Source organism: Thermococcus sp. Bubb.Bath (assembly GCF_012027595.1).
Classification (GTDB): domain Archaea; phylum Methanobacteriota_B; class Thermococci; order Thermococcales; family Thermococcaceae; genus Thermococcus.
The window spans coordinates 147,902-169,195 of sequence record NZ_SNUR01000004.1; the positions used below are offsets into that span (position 1 = coordinate 147,902).

Below are 21,294 nucleotides of genomic sequence, written 5' to 3' on the forward strand. Positions count from 1 at the left end.
GGTCATTCATCCATAGCCTCAAGTATCGTCTTCATCAGCTCCCTGTCGGGGTTGCCGTAAACGAAGGTTGAGAGGATGTAATTCATTTCATCCCTGCTCAGCCCGAAGGCGTCCCTCGCTATGGCCGCCTCAAGCTCCGCCCTCAGCTCCCTTCTCTTGTCTTCGTCGGTGATCTCCTTCGAGCTTATTCCGAGTTCCCTTGCCATATCGTCATAGTGGCCTTTTCTGTAGAGCAGTTTAAAAGCTGTCTCCCCTATCCTCTTCTTCAGCCCCGGCTCGACCTCGGGAATCGGAAGTTCGTAGATGTAGAACATGTTGAGGTTGGCCGAAACGCGCTGTCTTATGTAGTAGTCGAGGGTGAAGCTGTTGAGGAGAGCCATGAGATAGACCACGTCCTCGTATGGAATTCTCTCCTGGACTATCTTGCCGTCCCTGATGGCATAGCGGAAGGGCTTGAAGTAATTGAGCGAGTTTCCTGTGAAAACTTTCTTCGGCAGAACCGTGCTAATTAGGGTTCTCTCATTTGTTGAGCTTGCTATCGCCCTGTAGGCGAGCCTGTGCTCTTCATAATCGAGCTTGAAGTTTCCGTTCTCAAAGCCCTCTTTGGCCACCCCGTAGTTCTCGTTTATAAACTCCCTAAGCTCCCTACCCTTTAGTCCGAGTCTCCCTCCCTCGGCCTTCAGGAACTTCTTCACCCTGCTCAGTTCCTTGCTCAGGAGCCTCTCCCTTCCCTTCTCTTCCTCAACCCAGTAGCGTGGCTCGCTGAAAAACGGCTCGTACTGGTGTATCATCTTACCCTCGTAGAGGATGAGGCCCTTGCGGGAGGTGTTGAAGAGGTCGTTGTCGTTGGTCATATGGAACTCGCTCTTTATGTCCCAGCCGTGCTCTCTGAGGAGCTTCCAGTCCCCGCGTATCTTCTGAACAAGCCTAAAGTCCTCCTTTCTCCTGAACTCTGTGACGCCTAAGACACCTGGGGAGAGCTTCGGGATGAGTTCCAAGGGATATTCAAAGGCCGTCTCGTTAATGAAGTCCTCGAAGGTTCCGCCGTTCGTCTCGACCCATTCCTCATAATCTTTCCTCGTTACGTAGAACGCCGCCCCGAAGGGCTTATCGCACCTCTCCTTCGTGAAGAAGACGATGTCAAACTTGAAGCGGCTGTCAACGTCCTTAAACCACCCGTTACCGCGGTTCTCAAAGGAGACCAGCTCCCTGAGGCAGTACTTATCAAAAATCTCCTTCCTGAGGGGCATCGCACCCTCGTCCGTGTGGAAGTTCGAGGGGATAAGAAGGTTAACGGCTCCCTTTGAAAGCTCCATTGCCCTCTCAATGAAGACCTTCTGGTAGGAGAGGTCACCCTTGCCGTAGAGCCTGTATCTTGAGCGTATGAACTCGGAGAGTTTTTTGATGCTCTCCTCATACTCCTCCCAGAGCCTTTTAACGTTCGGGTCTTTGAGCTTCTCCTTAAAGAGTCTCTTGAACTTCGGTCCCTCTATGCTGAACTTGCTGACCTCTCCGAATATCTCCGGGTGCATTGCCGCGAACTCCTTGGACTGCGGCTTGATGTTCTCCCACGGAGGGTTTCCAATGACACCGTGGAAGCCCCGCTCCTCCTTTGGCAATGGGTTGCCGTTCTCATCGAAGTAGAGGAAGAAGAACTCCAGGGGATAGAAGAGAGGCTTCTCGAAGTCCCAGCCCCTCTCCTTCATAGCCTCAACGAGCCTCTCACGTATCCGGGTCTTGATGTCTTCTATCCCCTCAAGGACTTCGGGATTGAGCGGGTTTCCAAGGTATTCCTTTCTCTTCTCCCAAAGGGCCTTTATCTCATCCTTGAACTCACTCATCAGCTCGACGACTTCATCGTCTGGCAGGGAGACTATTGAGTTCCCGTTTACCAGGTTCATTTCAAGGTCTGGGAGGATGTGCCCGCTTTCCTTTAGGTTGGTGTAGCGGAAATCCACAGGGTAGAGCCTCACGGCCTCCTTCCACAGGTTCACTTTGGCGACGTCTATTGCCCTCTCGTCGAGGTCAACGCCGTAGATGTGGCGGAGAATTATGAGGGATATGAGCTTTCTCCTGTGCTCGTTTCTATCAAAGCCGAGGAAATCCCTTATCTTCCTTATGGCTTCCTTCCGCTTCTTTATGTCATCCGGCTCGCTCAGGATGTTGCTCATATCGGTGGCCCACCGCGTTTTCTCTTCGATCTCGTCGTAGACCCTGTAAATTTCGCGCAGAACCTTTATGAGGAACGAGCCGGAACCGCAGGCCGGGTCTATTACGGCTATCTCCGTCAGCCTCTTGGCAAGCTCCCAGGCCCTATTTTCATCAAAATCGGCCGATCCCAGAACCTCAAGCAATTCACCCTTTACAGAACTAAAGAGCTCTTCAACGAGCCTCTTCGCCATGTACTTTGTTATCTCCTTTGGGGTGTAGTATATACCCTGCTGCTTCCGTCTCTCGGCCAAAAACGTCTCGTAGGCTTTTCCGAATATGTCCTCGTCTATCTGCCTGAAGTTGTAGTAGAGAAGTCCGCGCTGGAACATCCCACCCCAGCCTTTGAGGCCGAGGATGAGTTTGAGCCGCTTATCAAAGCTCTTTATGCTCTCCTCATCCCCCTCAAGGTAATCAAAAACGGACTTCTGGAAAAGCTCGGTGTCGTAATAGAGGTAGAACCACTCGTCCACGTCATCAAAGAAAACCTCAAGGACTTTAATCGGGCCTTTGGGAGACCACTTCCTCTCGGCCTCCTCGTAGGCGTCCCTGACAAAGCGGAACGGTATCAGCCCGTAGTCCTCAAGGGTTCGTATGAAAATGAACTTGTTTATGAGGTGAACTATGGCTTCACTTGGGTTTTCGGTCTTCCATTTAAGCTTCAGGAGCGCCCTGTGCCACCCCCTTAAATCCTCAAAGAACTCCTTATCGAGATTCTGCTTCGGAACTTTGTCTTCCTTTCTCCTCGCCACTTCCCAGAGGTCTTCAATGTTTATCAGGTCAGCTATGAACTCCTCAAAGCTCTCCCTGTGAAAGGGCTCAAAGTCTATGACCGCCTCCCTGTTAAAGTAGTAGACCTCCTCAAGATTGGTGAGAACAACGTAATCCACAACGCCGGAGCGGAGATATTTAACTATCTGGTTCTCTTTGGTCAGTTCAAACTCCTCTCGCAGTTTTCTGTATATCTCCTCCATTCTAACCCTTTTTCCGCTCACCTTGTGCATCGCCTTCAGCTCTACGGCAACAGGATTGGTAGCACCTTTTTTGAAGACGTAATCCACCCATCCCCTATCGTCCAGCCTAATCTCCGGCCCCCATTCAGCCCCCGCAATGTCCAAAATTGGTTTGAACAGGAACTCCGAGAGAAGAACCTCCGGCTTACTATGTGGTAACAGCTCCAAATATTTCTTTGCGTTTGATGTCCGCAGCTTCTCGGAGACCTCAGAGATAACCATGGGGGTTAATTTTACATCAACTGAAGTCAGAACCTTTAAGTCGTGAAGATAATCATGAATAGCCCTTTTGTCTATCCCAACCAAAGTCACCACCCTTAAATGCTCAACCTTGGCTCTTAAAAGGCCATCGGATTGCACAGCGGCTCCATTCTGAACATCGAAAGGGGTTAACAAAATCTACTCGAAAAATCTTCGGTCAAAAATGTTCATTGATGAACACAGGCTTATATAGGTAAAGGACGAGCTTTTCCCGGTGATGTGTATGGTCGTTAAACCGAGTGTTAAGGAACTCCCCGGACCCAAGGCCAAGGAGGTTATTGAGAGGAACTTCAAATACCTCGCGACGACAACCCAGGACCCGGAGAACCTCCCGATAGTCATCGACCACGGAGAGGGCATAAAGGTCTACGACGTCGATGGAAACGTCTTCTACGACTTCGCGAGCGGCGTCGGCGTCATAAACGTCGGACACGCCCACCCGAAGGTCGTCGAGGCCATAAAGAAGCAGGCTGAGAAGTTCACCCACTACTCCCTAACAGACTTCTTCTACGAGAACGCCGTCGTCCTCGCCGAGAAGCTCATCGAGCTCGCGCCGGGTGACTTTGAGAAGAAGGTCGTCTACGGCAACAGCGGTGCAGAAGCTAACGAGGCAGCTATGAAGCTCGTCAAGTACAGCACCGGAAGGAAGCAGTTCCTGGCATTCTACCACGCCTTCCACGGCAGGACGCAGGCCGTTCTCTCCTTGACGGCCAGCAAGTGGGTTCAGCAGGACGGCTTCTTCCCGACGATGCCAGGGGTTACCCACATACCCTACCCGAACCCATACAGGAACCCCTGGGACATAAACGGTTACGAGGAGCCGGACGAGCTCACCAGCAGGGTTCTCGACTTCATAGAGGAGTACGTCTTCAAGCACGTTCCGCCCCACGAGGTCGGGGCCATCTTCCTTGAACCGATACAGGGCGAAGGGGGCTACGTCGTTCCCCCGAGAGGCTTCTTCAAGGAACTCAAGAAGTTCGCCGACGAGTATGGAATCCTCCTCGCCGATGATGAGGTTCAGATGGGCATGGGAAGAACTGGAAGGTTCTGGGCCATCGAGAACTTCGGCGTTGCACCGGACCTCATTCAGTTCGGAAAGGCCATAGGCGGCGGCCTCCCGCTGGCCGGAGTAGTCCACAGGAAGGAGATAAGCTTCGACAAGCCGGGCAGGCACGCGACCACCTTCGGAGGAAACCCCGTTGCCATCGCTGCGGGAATAGAAGTCGTTGAAATCGTCAAGGACCTCCTCCCGCACGTTCAGGAGGTCGGGGACTACCTCCACAAGTACCTTGAGGAGTTCAAGGAGAAGTACGAGGTCGTCGGCGACGCCCGCGGTATAGGACTTGCTCAGGCCGTTGAGATCGTCAAGACAAAGGAAGGCAAGGAGAAGAACCCGGAGCTCAGAAACAGAATCGTTAAAGAGGCGGCAAAGCGCGGTCTCGTCCTCCTCGGCTGCGGCGACAACAGCATACGCTTCATCCCGCCGTTAGTCGTCACGAAGGAAGAGATAGACGTTGCCATGGAGATATTCGAGGGGGCCCTCAAGGCCGCTCTCAAATGATTCCAGCGTTTCATTTATTCCTTCTCTCTTTCTCCGGAAAAGATTTTAAGGATGTGAACAAAGTCCCGTGGGGATAAAATGGGGGCTACGGCGGGGAACGCAGAGCTCATTATACTGGTAACCGCATTGGGATACGCTGTATACCTGCTGAAAAGGAGGAGGGCATTCACCCTTCCGGGCGGGATAGTTCTCTCAATCCTTTTGGGTTCGCTGGCTGTGACCCTGCTCCTGGAGGATGTAGCCGTGCTCAAAACAGAAACAGGCCCAATGACCCTCGGATACGCTGGATTGCTCTTCTTTGCCCTCGCCTTCGGGGAGACCGCCGGCATAACCGCTGGCATCGGGCTGGGAGCTGGAGAATACCTTCTGAGGGGAGACCCAAACTGGGCGGCAGCCTCATTGATTGCCTCAATGGCCGCTGGAGGATTGGCGGGCTTCATTGGAAGAGGGGGAGAAGAGTTCTCAACGGCCCTTCTTGGGGCAGTCCTCGGCGGAAGCGTCTACGTGATCTTTATGTACACATACCTTAGAATTGTCACAGGTGTGGGATATTCGGACGCCCTCTCCATGCTCGCACCGGTCGTTAGCTCAGTGACAACGGCAGTGATACTCGGTGTGGGACTACTACTTACAGTTAGAAAATGGGAAAAATGGCCGGGCCCATTGGAGGGTTCTTAAAGTTCATCGAGCTCCTCCCACATGTTCTCCTCGACGAGAAGCGGTTCGATGGAGACTCTCTTCGATGCCCTCCTTATCTGGCCGAGATACCTAGAGTCAGCGACAACGGCATCATACTCAAGCTCTTTAACTATATAAGTTGATAGGTTGAGAACGTCGAGGGCTTCACCAGCCTGCTCTACGAAGCCCTCACCTGCAAGAAGTATATCCGGCTGGAGACCCTCCTTCTTGAGCTCTTCTATGGCATTCTCAACTATGTCGAGGATCTCCTCTTTCAGGCTCACTTTCCAACCCCCCGGGCGCTCTCTATAATCTGGACGCCACGAGAGGCACCGATTCTTGTGGCCCCCGCCTCAATCATGGCCAGCGCCTGCTCATAGGCGTGTATCCCCCCTGCCGCTTTGACGCCCATCTCCGGGCCAACGACCTTCCTCATGAGTTTGACGTCTTCTACCGTTGCCCCGCCAGTCCCAAAGCCGGTTGAGGTCTTGACGAAGTCCGCGCTGGCCTCCTTCGCCAGCTCGCAGGCCTTCACCTTCTCTTCCTCGGTTAGGTAGCAGGTCTCGATGATGACCTTAACCTTGGCGCCCTTCTCGTGGGCAGCCTTCACAACCTCGGCTATGTCGTTCTTCACGTATTCGTAGTCTTTATCCTTGAGGGCGCCAAGGTTAATGACCATGTCCAGCTCGTCGGCGCCGTCTTCCAAAGCCTTCTTCGCCTCGAAGACCTTAACCTCGGTGGAAGTTGCCCCGAGGGGGAAGCCTATAACGCTCGCAACCTTTATGTCGGACCCTTTCTCACTCAGATACCCCTTAGCCAGCCTGACCCTGTACGGGTTGACGCAGACCGCGTAGAATCCATACTCAATCGCCTCGTCGCAGAGCTTCTTTATGTCCTCCGCCGAGGCGTAGGGCTTAAGGTTCGTGTGGTCTATGTACTTCGCGATGTCCAACTCCCCCACCCATTATGAGTTGAAGTAGAGGTATATAGCAATTTTGCTCATCGTGGCCATCAAAGCTGGAACGATGCCTGGATTGAATTCACGAAGGCCCGTTCAAGGACTTCATCATCGAATCTCGGCCACTCTTCACCCCGAAGGATGGCCTCCAAGAGGTTAACCGCATTTATCCATCCTTCCTTTAGGGTCTTTCCCTTCGGAATGGGGTTCCTGAGCACGTGCCACCTTCCGTCGACATCCCAGTAAACCGCCACTCTGGGAATGTAGTCAAGCTCCATAAACGTGTTGTCGAGGGTGAGTTCAACCCTGAAGGGACCAAATTCTATGAAACCCTCCTCAAGCAACGTTTTTCTTGCATCTATCCACTTCATTTCTCATCCCAGAGGGTTGGGAGTCACGCCTGAAAACCTTTGCGATAGACAAGGATTTAACCTTCCACGAGAAAATCCCACGGTGGGAACATGCTGAGCGAGGAGGAGATGGTTCGTTACGACAGGCAGATAATGCTCTGGGGAGAGGCAACCCAAGAGAAGCTGAAGTCCTCAAAGGTGGCGGTGGTAGGTGCTGGTGGCCTGGGCTCGCCGGTTTTGTACTACCTGACCGCCACGGGTGTTGGAAAGATAATCGTTGTTGACTCCGACTACCCCGAAATGAGCAACCTGAACAGGCAGATAATCCACTGGGAGGAGGACGTGGGGAAACTGCCAAAGGTAAAATCAGCAGAGTGGAAGCTCAAACGGTTCAATGGGAACGTCGAGATAGTGGCCATCTTCACGGAGCTGAACGAGGAAAACGTGGACGAAATCCTTGGGGAGGCCGACGTTGTAGTGGACTGCCTCGACAGCTTCAAGGCGAGATTAATCCTAGACGACTTCGCGAGGCGGAAAGGAGTACCCTTAGTCCACGGAGCGGTGGAGGGAACGTACGGCCAGGTGACCACCATCATACCCAGGAAGACAATGGGATTAAGAGAACTGTTTGGACGGGCGGGGGCAAGGGAGAAGAAGGGAAAGTTCCCGATAGTGGGGGCCGTGGCCGGGGTTGTCGGCTCGATTCAGGCCATGGAGGTGATAAAGCTCATAACAGGATTTGGAGAACCCCTCGCAAATAAGCTCCTCATCGTTGACCTGGCCCACAACTCCTTCGAGGTCATAGACCTCAGCCGGTAAAGGGAGGCTCAATCTTCTCCCCCTCGTTTATCATTCCTATTGTGAACTCCTGGTGAAGAACGCCTTCCTGGGTCAGCCGCACACTGCCAGAGGAGGAAATCCTGAACGAGACCTCTAGATAACCCCCGGTCGGTTTTCCGTTCAGGAAGTTCAGCTCAATCTCGCCGGAGTGAACTTCAACGCTGGAACCATCGGGAGCACCGACGGCCAGGAGTACGACCTGGGAGAGAACTCCCTCACCAGTGCACACAACGCTACCGTTCTCAGGTGTGCCTCCAAAAGTGCAGGAGCCGCTCTGAATTGCATCCAAAACAAGATCTATCGGGTTGTGCTCAAAAGTGTTGAATATCGGCGAAAACCCTTCCTCTCCCCTGTGAAGAACGCTCCAGTTCCCAAAAGAGTGGACGTAGGCGGTATCCCCCACGAGAACTATCCTCGTGAAAGACCTGCCTCCAGCGGGAAACGTGTACGCACTGATGTTCATCTCCATCTCGCGGGAGGGAATATCAAAGGCCGCCGAGGTGTTGGAGACCAGGGAGACGTTCTCCATCCGGACGACGCCAGACGATTCTACAACGGCGGACACGTTAAGATATGTTCTCATGGCGAGAGTGTAATTCGATATTGCCTCGAGGGAACTCAAAAACGGCTCCACCGGGGAGGGTGTGGTCTCGTGAGTTGAGTGAGTGGTGGAAGTGGAGCTGGGAATATAATTGGACGAGGAGGTGGTCATGAGAGATGTGGATGGGGTGGAATGAGATGAAGATCGAGATGTCGTTGTCTCATCCAATATGGGTGGAGAAGAAGTTGAAGGAGTTTTATTGGAACCCCCCGTAATGCAAGCGGATGAGATCACCAACACCGTAAGCATAAATACAACGACCAGCGAAGTTCCCCTTCTCATTTTCTCACCGCCAATTGTTGGGCGGCAGTTTCAAAAACCTTCCGGGAAAAAATAGAACGGTGAAGGACATGGTAGATAAGGGGAGAAAAGTGGAAGTGGTGAGGGAGCCATTCGATCTCAACGCGGCGGTTGAGCTTGTTTCAACTCCCTATGCCGGCGGCTACGTGGTGTTCCTGGGGCGAGTGAGAAAGAGGAGCGAGGGAAAGGAGGTAATAAAACTAAACTACGAGACATATGAGGAAATGGCCGTTGCGGAGATGGAGAGGATTAGAAAAGAGGCCATGGAGAGGTTTCCAATACTCGACATGTTGATATGGCATAGGGTTGGAGAACTCGAGGTCGGGGAGGACACCATCCTGATAATCGCAAGCGGCGAGCACAGGGGAGAGGCCTTCGACGCGTGCAGGTGGGCAATAGACGAGGTAAAGCACCGTGTCCCAGTATGGAAAAAAGAGGTGCGGGAGGATGGAAACTTCTGGATTGAGGGGGACAAATGGATACCCGAGGATTACCACGGAGGCTAGTTTTACAGATTTTGATAACTATTTATAGTGGTGTGCAAAATAAGAATAGAAAAAGTATATATACAAAGCCTCCTGACTCATTAACGGTGGTTGCATGGCTGAGGCAATAAGGGTTGATGTTGGGGACGATGAAATAGGGTTCTACGGAGTAGAAAAGGCAATAACCCTAGCAAAGCCGCCCTGGAGTGAAATCCCACACACGGGAAAGCTTGAGAGATTGATACTCAACCTCGGCGCCGGAAAGGGGCGCTTTGACGAGGTTTATGGAATCCCTCGCTCAATAGGGTGCATCGGTAACAATCACTTCATAATGAGAAGGGAAAAGATGAGCGAGGCCGAGATCAGGAAGGTTCTGGCTGACTTCAGGAGGCTGGGAGGAGAAGAAGTGTGGATAACCAACTACGACGAGCCAGAAGAGCTGGTCAGGGCGGCGAGGCTGGCGAAAGAAATGGGCGTGAAAGAAGTCCACACGACGGTTCTCCTGGAAGACGTTGATAGCGTGGGCCCGATAGATGGTGTCAAAATCATCGTGGAGACAGAGTATGAGCCGGATAAGGTCATAAAAGCCGCGTCCATTCCATGGATATCAGGAATTCTCGTCACGGTTGACCAAGAGAAAATGAAGGAAGTGGAGGAGCTCCTGTCAAAGCTGGACGGTGATGGGGAACTGGAACTCTACCTCGACGTTCTGTATGCGCCGTCCATCAGAGAAACCACGGTGAACCTCTTTGAACTCAGACGGAGCCGCAATCCCACCAACAAAAATTACCATGATTGCCTGGCAGGAACCGTGGCGGTTACTGGGGATGGGTACATCCTCCCATGCCCCCTCATGAGGAACTACATCATTGGTGACGCCAGGAAGGGGGGCCTGAAGTACATAACGAGAAAGAAGAAACTGAAGGAGCTGTGGAAGCTGACGAAAGACAAAATAGACGCCTGCAGCACCTGCCCATTTAAATACATGTGCCACGACCCCAGGGCCGTTGAGTACCAGGTAACGGGTCAGGTAGAGGGAGTTGAGTACTGCCCGCTCCTCACATAAATTAAAAGTCAAGGATGGAGCGGTAACCGCTCCCGTCTTTTTTAACCATTCCTGAGAATCTCCAGAGCTTGTACTTCTCCTCTATGTCTCGGAGCATATCCAGATACATTATGGCAACTTTTTCAGCGTATTTTCCAAACTCAAATATCTTCTCGGCCAAATCTTCATTCGAGGAAAAGTACCATTCAAGATAATAGCCAGCTCCCTTGAGGACTCCAACATGAATCTCATACTCTTTGAAGCGCTCAAAAACATCCTCATTCAACGTGGATGCTATCCCCACAACGCTCCTGTCAGCCATGTCGTTGTCGAGAGCCGCTCCGTAGCCCAGAAGAATATCCTCCTTCTTGAGTCTATCTATCATGTACCTCACAGTCGGTCTACTCTTCCCAAGTTTCTTTGATATCTCGGAGAGGGGCGTTCTGGCGTCCCACTTGAGTATGTCCATCAGAACGGCGTAGCTGTAGCTAAGATCCCATTCACCAAAGTTATCGTCGCCGGATGGGGGATAGGCCCTGACCTCGTAGTACTCAAAATCATCCGAGAACCTGCTGAGGTACTCCCCCATGAGATCCTGCTGCTCCGTGGGGATATGCATGATCACGTTGATGCCGTTTTTAAACCCAAACATCGCGCTTACACTGAGGACAAACGGATTTGCCTTAAGCTTCTCAGCCGTCTCACGGAGATTTTCCCTTGGAACCGAGAGAAACGCTAGATAGCTGTGGAGACCGAGCCTCTTTATGTTGTAAATAGCATAAACGGAGATGTGGTCGTAGTATTTATCATAAAGCCTCTTCAAATAATAGTAATCTATCCCCTCAGACTGTGCTATCTTTCTGATGCTCTCGATTGGATACTTATTCAACAGTTCCACTAGGAATATCATTTCATCGAGCTCTGATTCTGGCATGGCTGCCCACGAAAAGGTTAAAGCGTCCAAAGTTATATCTTTATCGGTGATGCAGATGGTCAAGATTGAGGTTGTTGACATTGAAAAGCCCGACGGAGCGGAAGTAGTAATCGGGCAGGGAAACTTCTCAATATTCACCGTGGACGACCTCGCCAGGGCCCTACTTACAGCAGTTCCAGGAATAAAATTCGGAATAGCCATGAACGAGGCCAAACCGCAGCTGACGCGCTACACGGGGAACGACGAAGAGCTGGAGAAGTTCGCAGCGAAGAACGCAGTTAAAATAGGCGCCGGACACGTCTTTGTCATAATGATGAAGGATGCGTTCCCAATAAACGTTCTCAACACCGTAAAGAACCATCCAGCTGTTGCCATGGTGTATGGAGCAAGTGAGAACCCGTTCCAGGTCATCGTGGCTGAGACAGACCTCGGGAGAAGCGTTCTCGGTGTCGTGGACGGCAAAGCCGCCAACAAAATAGAAACGGACGAACAGAAGGCGGAGAGACGCGAGCTTGTCGAGAAGATAGGGTACAAGATAGACTGAACGACATCTTTTTTACCTCCGTTTTCTCTTTCAACATGGTGGTAACATGGAGCTCTCGTTCATAACATCCAACCCCGGAAAGGTCAAAGAAGCCAGAAAGTACTTGGAACCCCTTGGTGTGAACGTTAGACAGGTGAACTTCGGGTATCCTGAGATACAGGCGGATACTCTCGAAGAGGTAGCGGAGTACGGAGTGAAATGGCTCAGTGAGCGCATTGAGGGACCGTTTTTCCTCGATGATTCCGGCCTTTTCATAGAGTCTCTAATGGGATTCCCCGGCGTTTATTCAGCGTACGTCTACAAGACCTTGGGCATAGAGGGGATTCTAAAACTCCTCGAGGGCGTGACGGACAGGAGGGCGTATTTCAAGAGCGTCATTGCATACTGGGATGGGAAGGTTCACATCTTCACAGGAACGGTTGAAGGAGAGATAACCACTGAACCCATTGGGAGTGACGGGTTTGGGTTCGACCCCATATTCAGACCGTCAGGTTTCGAGAAAACTTTCGCCGAGATGACAACTGAAGAGAAGAACAGGATATCCCACCGGGGACGGGCTCTTGAGGCCTTCGCTAAATGGCTAAAAGAAAACCTTAAATAATGTACAATCATCAAACTCAGATATCAGTTCTGTATATCTGACGACACTGTGGGGGACGAAGAAGATGCAGGGGCAGCTGGATGATATAGACCTCCGTCTGCTTGAGGAGCTCCGTGAGAACTCGAGGGAGAACATAGCGACGCTGAGCAAAAAGCTCGGGATACCGAGGACTACCGTTCACTACAGGATAAAAAAACTGGTGGACGAGGGGATTATAGAGAAATTCACGATAAAACCTGACTACAAAAAGCTCGACCTTGGAACCACAGCATTTATTCTGGCAAGGTACGACCCAGAGTCGGGCATAAACCAGCGTGAGGTGGCAAAAAAAGTCGCGGCCCTGGATGGAGTTTACGAGGTTCACATAATAACGGGTGAATGGGACCTCCTGATAAAGGTCAGGGCAAGTAACTCTGAGGAGATTGGTCACATTGTCATAGACAAGCTGAGGGAGATAAAGGGACTGGGGCAGACCGTGACAATGGTGTCGTTCGTGTCCGTGAAGGAAGAGATCTGACGAATTTGGGCGATGATTGGCGTTCTCCTTTCTGATGGATGATGATGCGAGGTTAGATGAGCCCACATTCGAAAGATTTATAAGCTCTCCACTGGAACGCTCAGCAGTGGCCGGAAAAAACCGCCTTTCTTGGAGGTGTTTGCAGTGGAGATGAAGTTTGAGGTACCGGTATGCACATCATGCGGAAAGGAGATAACCCCAAGGGAGCACGCAACCCACTTCGTCTGCCCGAACTGCGGGGAGGAGGTCATCTGGCGCTGCGAATCCTGCAGGGTCTTAGCGGTCCCGTACAAGTGCCCCAAGTGCGGATGGGAAGGGCCGTGAACTGGAGGTGAAGGATATGAGCGACTTCAACCTAGTTGGTGTTATCAAGGTCATGCCGACGGATCCGGACGTCAACCTCGATGAGCTCGAGGAGAAGCTCAAGGCAGCCATCCCTGAGAAGTACGGCCTGGCAAAGGTCGAGAGGGAGCCGATTGCCTTCGGTCTCGTCGCCCTCAAGTTCTACGTCCTCGGAAGGGACGAGGAGGGCTACTCCTACGACGCCGTTGCCGACCTCTTCCGCGGGGTCGAGAACGTCGAGAGCGCCGAAGTAGAGACCGTTTCGAGGATTTGAGGATCCCGTCAATTCTCTTCCATTTTTGTCAGCAAGGATCGAAAAATTTTTCTAACTTTTTGACTACGGCCATTAGCCATGAGAGTCGTTGAAGTTCTCAACCTCCGAAAAAGCTACCCCAAAAAGATCCCGCTTCCCTTCAGAAGGGTCGAATGGGTGGAGGCGGTAAAGGGGATAACCTTCAGCGTCAAGAGGGGAGAACTCTTCGGCCTTCTCGGACCCAATGGGGCAGGGAAAACAACCACTATAAAGATACTAACCACCCTCCTCGAACCCAGTGGCGGGGAGGCGAGAGTACTCGGACACGACGTCGTAAAAGAGGCCAGGGAAGTGAGGAGACACATAAACCTGGTCGCCGAGGGGGAGAGAACCCTCTACTGGCGGTTATCGGCCTACGAAAACCTCAAGTACTTCGCCAGTATCTACCACGTCCCCAAGGGGGAGGCCGAGAATAGAATAAACGAACTCCTCAAACTGGTCGGCCTCTGGGAGCGAAGGAACGATCTCGTGATGGGCTTTTCAAGGGGAATGAAGCAGAGACTGGCCATAGCGAAGGCCCTCATAAACGACCCGGAGGTTCTCTTTCTCGATGAACCAACGCTAGGCCTCGACGTCCAGAGCACCATCTTCGTCAGGGACTTCGTTAAAAGCCTCGTCAAGGAAGAGGGCAAAACAGTAATGCTGACCACCCACTACATGGTCGAGGCGGAAAAGCTCTGCGACAGGATAGCGATAATCGACCACGGGAAGATAATCGCAATGGACACTCCCCAGAACCTTAAAAAGCTCGTCAGGGACGAAGAGGCCGTTGAGATCAGGGTCAAGGATTTCAGGCCTGAGAAAGTCAAGGAGGTAGACGAGAGGCTCGCAGTGGTGGAGGAGGAGTCAGAGAAAGGGACGCTGATCCTGAGGGGAAGTATCGGCGAGGAAGACCTTCCAAAGGTGGTGGAGCGCCTGATAAGGGCCGGGGCCAGGATCCTCTCGGTTAAGAAGGAGGAACCGACCCTAGAGGACGTTTTCATAAAACTCACAGGAAGGGCGCTGAGGGATTGATATGGCCCTGATGGCTGTGGTTGGAAAGGAGTTCAGGATGTTCTTCAGGTATCCCCTCAGAGTGGTGAGCTCGCTGATAGTCGGCCTCGTCTTTCTCCTCCAGTTCATCTACTTCGGGCAGGCCGTCCTAGGGGGTAGGTACTCGGCCCTTCTCCAGAGCTCGACCGGCGTCGGGGACTACCCGACCTACGCCCTCATCGGCTACGTCCTCTGGTGGGTCTCCGTCTCCCCAATGGAGGCGTCGGTGTGGGGCGTAAGGAGGGAGCTCCAGAGGGACACCCTTGAGAGCAACGTGGTCTCTCCGATGAGCCTGGTGGAGATGATCCTGGCGCTCTCCCTCAGCTGGATGCTCATGGATTCCGTGATAATGGCAATAGTGTTCGTTATGGGAACAGTTATCTTTGAGATACCCCTCTCCGGAGCCGTCGTTGTCAAGTCCCTGCCCGTTATCGGACTCTCCTTCCTCGCGTTCCTCGGCTTTGGTCTGGTCTTTGCGGGACTCGTGATGGTACTAAAGAACATAGGACCCTTCGCCCAGATATTCGAGTTCCTCATCCTGTTCCTTTCGGGGGCCTTCTTCCCGCTCTCAACGCTTCCGGAATGGGTAGTTGACCTCTCAAAAGCCCTCCCCCTCACCCACGCGGCCAGCGCCGTCAGAAAGGTCTTCGTGGGGATGCCCTATTCAGCAATAAAAGGCGAAATAGCGTGGTTACTCATCCTTTTACCCCTCTACTGGGCGGTGAGCTACCTCTCCTTCAGATGGGCTGAAAAAACGTCGAGGATGATAGGCTATGGCGGTTACTGAGGAGCTTGGGGCCCTCATGGGGGTTGCCAGGAAGAGCTGGAAGGTGTTCCTCAGCTACAAGGTCTGGTTCATCAGCGACATACTTACCGGTTTCTTCTTCGTGGGCAACGCCCTCCTGATTGGAATCGGCCTCACGGGAAGGAGGTACTCTCAGTCCCTAGCTGAGATGACCGGCTATTCCGACTACATCCTCTTTGCAGTTCTGGGCTTCATGGTTCTCGGCTTCGCGATGAGTTTCCTCAGCGGCTTTGTGTGGAGTGTGGTGGATGAACTCTACACCGGAACCCTTGAGTATTCCTTCGCCGCGCCCATGAGGAGGATAACATTCTTCCTCGGCAACATAATGGTCAGGCTGATCCTCAATGGCCTGTATTTGGTGGTTTACATCCCCCTCTTCGTCCTGATCTTCGGGATAAAGCTCGATGCCCTCGCGTTTTTGAAGGGCCTGCTGGTTCTCCTCTTGGGCGTTCCGGGAATGATAGGCCTTGGTTTAGCCGCCGCAGGACTGGTGCTCTACCTCAAGGACCCCCGGCCCCTTCATAAGCATACTCGAGATGCTCCTCTTCGCCCTCAGCGGGGCGATGTACCCAGTAGGCATACTCCCAAGGCCCCTTCAGATCATGGCAGAGGGCCTTCCGTACGCCCCAACCACCGAGGCCCTGAGAAAGGTCGTCGCATCGGGCTTTTCTGGGGCAGAAAGCCAGCTGCTATATCTCGCCTTCGTGTCGCTTTCCTACGTCCTCATAGGATACGCAGGCTACAGATGGAGCGAAAAGCAGGCTAGAACCGTCGGGCTCAAGAGTTACTGAAAAATCATAAGAAGGGAGAGGATCCTTCAGAGGCCTAGACCAAGGGTCAGCTTCGGCCTCTTCCACTCGTCGAGTATAGCCTTTAAGTCCTCGTTCTCAACTTTGGAGTAGAGCTCGTCAAAGCGCTTCTTGGCCTCCTCATCTCCAGCCTTCCATTTGGCGAGTTCCGCGATGGCCCTGAAAAAGTGGGCGGTGTCATCTTCGAAGAGCTCTGCAAAGGCCTCCATGTTCTTCGCTACGGTCTCGTAGGAGCCCTCGTTGAAGAGTCCCTCTATGAAGTCGGTGAGGGTCTCGAAGACGAGCTCGAATATCTCGTCGTTGACATCTATCGCCTTAACCAGGGCATCGCGGAGGGCCTTGAATGCTTTTCCGTAATCGTTCCTTCCAGCCCAGATTTCAGCCTCTATTAGTCTGGCGTTTATCTCTATCTCGTCGTCCCGTGGGTTCCTGAGGACTTCCTTTATGAGTGTTTCTGCCTCGTCGTATTCGCCCAGCTCGTACTTGAAGTGAGCCAAATCAAGGAGGCTTATGAGACCGTTCTTCTCGTCTTTTATCCTCTCAAAAATCTCTCTGGCCCGGGTCATGAGCTCTATTGCCTTTTCCGTCTCTCCAAGCTCGTCGTAGTTAACCGCGAGGTTGGCCAGAGTCAGACCTATCTCCTTCTCGTTCTTCAGGACGTTCTCCTCGTGCTCAAGAAGCTTCTCATAGGTCTCAACTGCCTTATCAGCCATTCCGTAGCCCTCGTAAGCGTCGGCGAGGTAATAAAGCGCGGTCGCGTACTCCTCGGGATCGTCCTTCTTCATCTCAACGAGCCTCTTGTAGAGCTCTATTCCCTCATCTGGCTCGTCGAGGTGTGCGTAGAGGTGCCCAATTTCTCCTGCGAGCTCGTAGGGGTCCTCGCACTCAACGACAACCTCCTTCAGCCTCTTGAGTTCCGCTTTGAGCTCCTCCTCATCATCTATGGAGTCCATGTAATCGTCAAACAGTTCAAGGAGCCTCTCGCAGTTCTTCTCGGCGAGGGCATTCTCCCAATCGGCCTTAACCTCACTCATTTTCGTATCACCGGGCCTTATCTTGGTTGAGAGGTTAAAAAGGTATGCTACTCACGTTCGAAACATTTTATTGGAAAACTCCCATTATTTTTGAATAAATGACAAAATCCTGGCGTATTTTGTTTAGGTTGGATGTCTCCTCGGCGTTTTTGATTTGAAAAAATGTCAGCAATTAAGCGACTTGTATGGATAATTTATCCATAAGATGAACGATTCCTGAAGAAGTGACCACAGATACAGGGACAACCGTTATTAACTCCTCTCCCCTTCATTCTACTTGGATAAATTATCCAGGTGTTAAAAATGGAGGCCGTGAAGAAGGATGTGATTCAGGAATACGCTAGTTGGGAAAGTCTTGACGTACTTGAAAACGCCAACCGCTATCCGGGTCCAACCGGATTTTTCGCCTATGTCATGGAGGAAGCCCTGAAAGAGAGCATAGCCTTAGTTCCAGAGGAAGGGAGAAATGCGCACTTCTCCAGAGACATCTACATCCACAAGCTCCCGTACAGCCTTTACATACCCTACTGCTCGGGCCACAGCACCTCAAGGCTGCTCCAAAAAGGATTGAGAACGCCGACGATAACTTCAAGGCCGGCCAGGCACTTCGACACCTACGTTGACCACATAGCGAACTACCTGATAACCATGCAGCACTACTTCAGCGGGGCCCAGGCTCTCTCAAGTGTCGAGTGGTACGCAGGGCCTTTCATAAGAAAGGACGGCCTTAACAGGGAGAAGATACGCCAGCACGTCCAGAGGCTAGTTTACAACCTCAACTACCCAAGCAGGGTTGGGATGCAGACACCGTTTACAAACTTTACAGTGACCCTTGATGCCCCTAAGGAGATGCTCACAGGAGATATGGCGGTTTATGATGGGAAGGAAGTAGGACCGCTCGGAGATTACGAGAGGGAAGCCAGAGAGTTTTTCATGGCTTTAATTGATGTTCTCAGAGAGGGCGATGCGAAGGGCCAGCCCTTCACCTTCCCGATACCAACAATAATGGGAACCGCAAAGATGCTCTGGGACGATCCAGAGGTGTTCGAGGCCGTTTTCTCGACAGCTGCAAAGAGGGGGAGCTTCTACTGGCTTAACACGAACGTCGTTGACCCCGATGCAAGCTACTCGATGTGCTGCAGGATAAACATAGACAAGAGGGAGTTCGCCTTCGCCTTCAGCGCTTCCTCTAAGAGCACTGAGGAAGAGGCGATGGAGAGGCTTGAGAGACAGCGCTTTGGCGGTCTCTGGGCGATGCCCGACGTAACGGGTTCGGTAAACGTCACGACCGTGAACCTGCCAAGGCTCGCGCTGAAGGCGGGGGACGACGATAGGTTCTGGGAGGAGTACTCCAGAATCCTCGAAACCGTCAGGAAAACTACCGACTGGTTCAGGGATAGGTACGTGAAGCTGCTGGCGGACTACCGCGAGATGTACAGCATGATACACACCTACCTTGAGGAGTTCCCGTCGAGCCACTTCAACACCATCGGAATCCTCGGCCTCCCGGAGGCGGCAGCTATATACCTCAACGAGCCTGATCTGTGGAAGGAAGGCTCAAGGTCGGAGTGGAAGAAGGCTGCGAAGCTGATGAAGAGGATGGTCGAGTTCGCTGTTGAAAAAGCCAGGGAGTGGATGAGGAATAGCGGAACCCCATGGAACGTTGAGGAAGTCCCTGGAGAGAGCGCCGCTGCAAAGCTCGCCATCAAGGACCTGCGCGAGTTCCCAGAGCTGAAGGGGTACCTCGATGACCCTGAGAACCCGATATACTCAACGAGCATCGCCCCCTACTACGGGCCGATTGAGCTCGCCGACAGGATAAGGATCGAAGAGGAGGTTCAGGGAAGTTTCACAGGTGGGGTCATGATGCACATATTCCTCGGGGAGGAGCCCGATCCAGAAGCGCTGGCAAAACTCACAAAGAGGCTTCTGAGGACGAAGCTCGTCTACTGGAGTTACACCCCCGCAATAACCGTCTGCAATGCCTGTGGAAGGTCTTCAACGGGACTCCACATGGCTTGCCCCTACTGCGGAAGCGAAGACGTTGAGATCTGGAGTAGGATCATTGGCTACTATCGCCCGCTCAAGAACTGGAACCCCTACAGAAAGAAGGAGTTCTGGAGCAGGAGACACTACTCTTCATGATTTCCTTATTCCTTTTTGGAGGTGATTCAATGCTCACAAGTGGCTGGAAGACCGTCAGCATGGTCGATGTACAAGGAAAGGTGACCTTTACCCTCTGGCTCTGCGGCTGCAATCTGAAGTGCCCATTCTGCCACAACTGGCAGATAGCGGAAGGCAGGGACTGCTTCCCCCTCGATAGAGAGGCATTACTCGATGAGCTATCCTCAAGCTCATTCCTCGTGGACTATTTCCACATAACCGGCGGCGAGCCCATGATGCAGTGGGCTGAGCTCTCATCCCTGCTCACAGAATCCCAGGGATTTCTCCCGATCAGCCTGAACACTAACCTCACCATTGTAGGTCCCATGGAGAAACTCCTAAAGGACGAACTGATTTCACACATAGCAACCGACCTGAAGGCCCCACCCCAGGAGCTCTATGGACTTCCCCCAGAAGCTTCAAAGCGCCTCTGGGAGCTTTTCCTCAGGGGTCTCGACTTGGTTTCGGATTATGGTATCCCCTTGGAGCTCAGAATACCAGTGGCCAGAGGGTTCGAGCAGTGGCCGTGGATAGAAGAAGGACTGAAACATGTAAGAACGGACTTTTACGTTGTCCTTAACCCTCTGGTGGGCGCACCTTTAACCAGCCCAAGGGATAGTGCATGGTGCTCGGAGCACTGCTGGCCGGGAGGAGAGGTAGAAAAGCTCAAGGAAAGACTAACAGAAGTTGGGATTAACGTCTACGTGAACGACTTCTCAGGATAGTGCATCTACCGAAAACTTTATAAATAACACAAAAGAACAATGGAGCGGAAGCACTAATTGTAACTAAAACATATCCTCCCCCTGAAAAATATGAAAAGGGAGGTGATGAGGGATGGCCCAGCTCGCAGGCCAGCCCGTCGTTATTCTACCCGAAGGAACCCAGAGGTACGTCGGAAAAGACGCCCAGAGACTCAACATTCTGGCCGCAAGAATCATAGCCGAAACCGTTAGAACCACCCTCGGACCAAAGGGAATGGACAAAATGCTCGTCGACAGCCTCGGCGACATCGTCATCACCAACGACGGCGCCACAATTCTCGACGAGATGGACATCCAGCACCCTGCTGCTAAGATGATGGTTGAGGTTGCCAAGACCCAGGACAAGGAGGCCGGTGACGGTACTACTACTGCGGTTGTTATTGCTGGAGAACTCCTCAGGAAGGCGGAGGAGCTTCTTGACCAGAACATTCACCCGAGCATTATAGTTAAGGGTTACACCATGGCAGCGGAGAAAGCCCAGGAAATACTTGACGAGGTAGCTAAGGCCGTTGACATCGAAGACAAGAAGGCCCTCAAGAGGGCCGCTGTGACCGCCATAACCGGTAAGGCCGCTGAGGAGGAGAGGGAGTACCTCGCCGAGATAGCCGTTGAGGCCGTCAAGCAGGTCGCCGAGAAGGTTGACGGCCACTACAAGGTTGACATCGACAACATTAAGTTCGAGAAGAAAGAGGGCGGTGCCGTCAGTGACACCCAGCTCATCAGGGGTGTCGTCATAGACAAGGAGGTCGTCCACCCAGGCATGCCGAAGAGGGTCGAGGGAGCTAAGATAGCACTCATCAACGAGGCCCTTGAGGTCAAGGAGACCGAGACCGACGCCGAGATTAGGATCACCAGCCCAGACCAGCTCCAGGCATTCCTTGAGCAGGAGGAGAAAATGCTCAAGGAGATGGTTGACAAGATCAAGGAGGTTGGAGCCAGCGTCGTTTTTGTCCAGAAGGGCATCGATGATTTAGCACAGCACTACCTCGCCAAGTACGGCATAATGGCCGTCAGGCGCGTCAAGAAGAGCGATATGGAGAAGCTCTCCAAGGCCACTGGCGCCAAGATCGTCACCAACGTTAAGGACCTTACTCCAGAAGACCTCGGTGAGGCCGAGCTCGTCGAGGAGAGGAAGG

Annotated in this window: 22 protein-coding genes and 1 pseudogene; 16 read left to right on the forward strand and 7 right to left on the reverse strand. The window is 52.5% G+C overall.

Features of this window, described 5'->3' with window-relative positions; translation table 11 throughout:
* Window positions 1-2: 2 nt before the first annotated feature.
* A complete protein-coding gene (locus E3E29_RS09550; RefSeq protein ID WP_167910742.1) occupies window positions 3-3,536 on the reverse strand; it encodes an Eco57I restriction-modification methylase domain-containing protein in 3,534 nt (1,177 codons plus the stop codon).
* Window positions 3,537-3,705: 169 nt separating this feature from the next.
* Here E3E29_RS09550 and E3E29_RS09555 point away from each other — a divergent pair, with 169 nt between their 5' ends.
* Complete coding sequence (locus E3E29_RS09555) at window positions 3,706-5,043, forward strand: ornithine aminotransferase (protein WP_167910795.1); 1,338 nt, start codon at window positions 3,706-3,708, stop codon at window positions 5,041-5,043.
* A gap of 78 nt (window positions 5,044-5,121) precedes the next feature.
* Complete coding sequence (locus E3E29_RS09560) at window positions 5,122-5,721, forward strand: hypothetical protein (RefSeq protein ID WP_167910743.1); 600 nt, start codon at window positions 5,122-5,124, stop codon at window positions 5,719-5,721.
* On the opposite strand, the gene E3E29_RS09565 is transcribed toward E3E29_RS09560, so the two are convergent.
* From E3E29_RS09565 to E3E29_RS09575, 3 genes are read right to left on the reverse strand one after another with little or no spacing between them, the layout of a single operon-like run.
* On the reverse strand, window positions 5,718-6,005 hold the full coding sequence (locus E3E29_RS09565; RefSeq protein WP_167910744.1) for a family 4B encapsulin nanocompartment shell protein: 288 nt from the start codon (window positions 6,003-6,005) through the stop codon (window positions 5,718-5,720). The genes E3E29_RS09560 and E3E29_RS09565 overlap by 4 nt on opposite strands.
* Window positions 6,002-6,673: a deoxyribose-phosphate aldolase gene (gene deoC, locus E3E29_RS09570; RefSeq protein WP_167910796.1), complete on the reverse strand. Its 672-nt coding sequence runs from the start codon at window positions 6,671-6,673 to the stop codon at window positions 6,002-6,004. Before deoC ends, E3E29_RS09565 begins: the two co-directional genes overlap by 4 nt.
* A 59-nt stretch (window positions 6,674-6,732) precedes the next feature.
* Window positions 6,733-7,050 carry a hypothetical protein gene (locus E3E29_RS09575; protein ID WP_206205860.1) on the reverse strand — a complete coding sequence of 106 codons (318 nt, stop codon included), beginning with the start codon at window positions 7,048-7,050 and terminating at the stop codon, window positions 6,733-6,735.
* A gap of 90 nt (window positions 7,051-7,140) precedes the next feature.
* Between E3E29_RS09575 and E3E29_RS09580 the strand changes: the two genes are divergently transcribed.
* Window positions 7,141-7,848, forward strand: coding sequence for a ThiF family adenylyltransferase (locus E3E29_RS09580; RefSeq protein WP_167910745.1), 708 nt, complete (start codon window positions 7,141-7,143; stop codon window positions 7,846-7,848).
* Here E3E29_RS09580 and E3E29_RS09585 read toward each other — a convergent pair.
* A complete protein-coding gene (locus tag E3E29_RS09585; RefSeq protein WP_167910746.1) occupies window positions 7,838-8,491 on the reverse strand; it encodes a hypothetical protein in 654 nt (217 codons plus the stop codon). The genes E3E29_RS09580 and E3E29_RS09585 overlap by 11 nt on opposite strands.
* Window positions 8,492-8,820: 329 nt before the next feature.
* Between E3E29_RS09585 and E3E29_RS09590 the strand changes: the two genes are divergently transcribed.
* Window positions 8,821-9,276 (forward strand): molybdenum cofactor biosynthesis protein MoaE, encoded by a 456-nt coding sequence (locus E3E29_RS09590; protein WP_167910798.1) that lies wholly within the window; start codon window positions 8,821-8,823, stop codon window positions 9,274-9,276.
* 94 nt (window positions 9,277-9,370) lie between these two features.
* Window positions 9,371-10,321 (forward strand): SPASM domain-containing protein, encoded by a 951-nt coding sequence (locus E3E29_RS09595; RefSeq protein WP_167910747.1) that lies wholly within the window; start codon window positions 9,371-9,373, stop codon window positions 10,319-10,321.
* Between the two features lies 1 nt (window position 10,322).
* On the opposite strand, the gene E3E29_RS09600 is transcribed toward E3E29_RS09595, so the two are convergent.
* Entirely contained in the window at window positions 10,323-11,234 is a 912-nt protein-coding gene (locus E3E29_RS09600; RefSeq protein WP_167910748.1) for an Lrp/AsnC family transcriptional regulator, read from the reverse strand.
* A 55-nt stretch (window positions 11,235-11,289) separates the two neighbouring features.
* On the opposite strand from E3E29_RS09600, the gene E3E29_RS09605 reads away from it, so the two are divergent.
* The 8 genes and pseudogenes from E3E29_RS09605 (at window position 11,290) to E3E29_RS09640 (ending at window position 16,179) form a co-directional block, all read left to right on the forward strand.
* On the forward strand, window positions 11,290-11,778 hold the full coding sequence (locus E3E29_RS09605) for an adenosine-specific kinase (protein ID WP_167910799.1): 489 nt from the start codon (window positions 11,290-11,292) through the stop codon (window positions 11,776-11,778).
* Between the two features lie 46 nt (window positions 11,779-11,824).
* Window positions 11,825-12,379 (forward strand): XTP/dITP diphosphatase, encoded by a 555-nt coding sequence (locus E3E29_RS09610; protein ID WP_167910749.1) that lies wholly within the window; start codon window positions 11,825-11,827, stop codon window positions 12,377-12,379.
* 64 nt (window positions 12,380-12,443) lie between these two features.
* The gene (locus E3E29_RS09615; RefSeq protein WP_167910750.1) at window positions 12,444-12,896 is read left to right on the forward strand and encodes an Lrp/AsnC family transcriptional regulator; all 453 of its coding nucleotides are present in this window, start codon (window positions 12,444-12,446) and stop codon (window positions 12,894-12,896) included.
* 150 nt (window positions 12,897-13,046) lie between these two features.
* Entirely contained in the window at window positions 13,047-13,220 is a 174-nt protein-coding gene (locus E3E29_RS09620) for a zinc finger domain-containing protein (RefSeq protein ID WP_206205871.1), read from the forward strand.
* 16 nt (window positions 13,221-13,236) lie between these two features.
* Window positions 13,237-13,512, forward strand: a complete 276-nt coding sequence (locus tag E3E29_RS09625) for an elongation factor 1-beta (protein ID WP_167910752.1) — start codon at window positions 13,237-13,239, stop codon at window positions 13,510-13,512.
* Between the two features lie 78 nt (window positions 13,513-13,590).
* Window positions 13,591-14,565: an ATP-binding cassette domain-containing protein gene (locus E3E29_RS09630; RefSeq protein ID WP_167910753.1), complete on the forward strand. Its 975-nt coding sequence runs from the start codon at window positions 13,591-13,593 to the stop codon at window positions 14,563-14,565.
* A 1-nt stretch (window position 14,566) separates the two neighbouring features.
* A complete protein-coding gene (locus tag E3E29_RS09635; RefSeq protein ID WP_167910754.1) occupies window positions 14,567-15,370 on the forward strand; it encodes an ABC transporter permease in 804 nt (267 codons plus the stop codon).
* Window positions 15,357-16,179, forward strand: a pseudogene (locus tag E3E29_RS09640) (ABC transporter permease). The gene E3E29_RS09635 and the pseudogene E3E29_RS09640 overlap by 14 nt, the downstream one beginning before the upstream one ends.
* A gap of 26 nt (window positions 16,180-16,205) precedes the next feature.
* Here the strand turns inward: E3E29_RS09640 and E3E29_RS09645 are convergent.
* Window positions 16,206-17,231, reverse strand: a complete 1,026-nt coding sequence (locus tag E3E29_RS09645; protein ID WP_167910755.1) for a lipopolysaccharide assembly protein LapB — start codon at window positions 17,229-17,231, stop codon at window positions 16,206-16,208.
* Window positions 17,232-17,534: 303 nt separating this feature from the next.
* On the opposite strand from E3E29_RS09645, the gene E3E29_RS09650 reads away from it, so the two are divergent.
* The 3 genes from E3E29_RS09650 to thsB all read left to right on the forward strand — a co-directional run.
* Window positions 17,535-19,376 (forward strand): anaerobic ribonucleoside triphosphate reductase, encoded by a 1,842-nt coding sequence (locus E3E29_RS09650; RefSeq protein ID WP_167910756.1) that lies wholly within the window; start codon window positions 17,535-17,537, stop codon window positions 19,374-19,376.
* A gap of 29 nt (window positions 19,377-19,405) precedes the next feature.
* Entirely contained in the window at window positions 19,406-20,119 is a 714-nt protein-coding gene (locus tag E3E29_RS09655) for an anaerobic ribonucleoside-triphosphate reductase activating protein (RefSeq protein ID WP_167910757.1), read from the forward strand.
* Window positions 20,120-20,231: 112 nt separating this feature from the next.
* Window positions 20,232-21,294 (forward strand): thermosome subunit beta (gene thsB, locus E3E29_RS09660; RefSeq protein ID WP_277346699.1); only part of this gene is annotated, 1,063 nt, incomplete at its 3' end.

Bases quoted from the DNA above. Each gene is read 5' to 3' on its own strand.
- E3E29_RS09605 (WP_167910799.1), top strand. From the start codon at position 11,290: ATGGTCAAGATTGAGGTTGTTGACATTGAAAAGCCCGACGGAGCGGAA.
- E3E29_RS09580 (WP_167910745.1), top strand. From the start codon at position 7,141: ATGCTGAGCGAGGAGGAGATGGTTCGTTACGACAGGCAGATAATGCTC.
- E3E29_RS09630 (WP_167910753.1), top strand. From the start codon at position 13,591: ATGAGAGTCGTTGAAGTTCTCAACCTCCGAAAAAGCTACCCCAAAAAG.
- E3E29_RS09615 (WP_167910750.1), top strand. From the start codon at position 12,444: ATGCAGGGGCAGCTGGATGATATAGACCTCCGTCTGCTTGAGGAGCTC.
- E3E29_RS09555 (WP_167910795.1), top strand. From the start codon at position 3,706: ATGGTCGTTAAACCGAGTGTTAAGGAACTCCCCGGACCCAAGGCCAAG.
- E3E29_RS09655 (WP_167910757.1), top strand. From the start codon at position 19,406: ATGCTCACAAGTGGCTGGAAGACCGTCAGCATGGTCGATGTACAAGGA.
- E3E29_RS09635 (WP_167910754.1), top strand. From the start codon at position 14,567: ATGGCCCTGATGGCTGTGGTTGGAAAGGAGTTCAGGATGTTCTTCAGG.
- E3E29_RS09595 (WP_167910747.1), top strand. From the start codon at position 9,371: ATGGCTGAGGCAATAAGGGTTGATGTTGGGGACGATGAAATAGGGTTC.
- E3E29_RS09650 (WP_167910756.1), top strand. From the start codon at position 17,535: ATGGAGGCCGTGAAGAAGGATGTGATTCAGGAATACGCTAGTTGGGAA.
- E3E29_RS09590 (WP_167910798.1), top strand. From the start codon at position 8,821: ATGGTAGATAAGGGGAGAAAAGTGGAAGTGGTGAGGGAGCCATTCGAT.
- E3E29_RS09645 (WP_167910755.1), bottom strand. From the start codon at position 17,231: ATGAGTGAGGTTAAGGCCGATTGGGAGAATGCCCTCGCCGAGAAGAAC.
- E3E29_RS09560 (WP_167910743.1), top strand. From the start codon at position 5,122: ATGGGGGCTACGGCGGGGAACGCAGAGCTCATTATACTGGTAACCGCA.
- E3E29_RS09610 (WP_167910749.1), top strand. From the start codon at position 11,825: ATGGAGCTCTCGTTCATAACATCCAACCCCGGAAAGGTCAAAGAAGCC.
- E3E29_RS09600 (WP_167910748.1), bottom strand. From the start codon at position 11,234: ATGCCAGAATCAGAGCTCGATGAAATGATATTCCTAGTGGAACTGTTG.
- E3E29_RS09625 (WP_167910752.1), top strand. From the start codon at position 13,237: ATGAGCGACTTCAACCTAGTTGGTGTTATCAAGGTCATGCCGACGGAT.
- E3E29_RS09620 (WP_206205871.1), top strand. From the start codon at position 13,047: ATGAAGTTTGAGGTACCGGTATGCACATCATGCGGAAAGGAGATAACC.
- E3E29_RS09575 (WP_206205860.1), bottom strand. From the start codon at position 7,050: ATGAAGTGGATAGATGCAAGAAAAACGTTGCTTGAGGAGGGTTTCATA.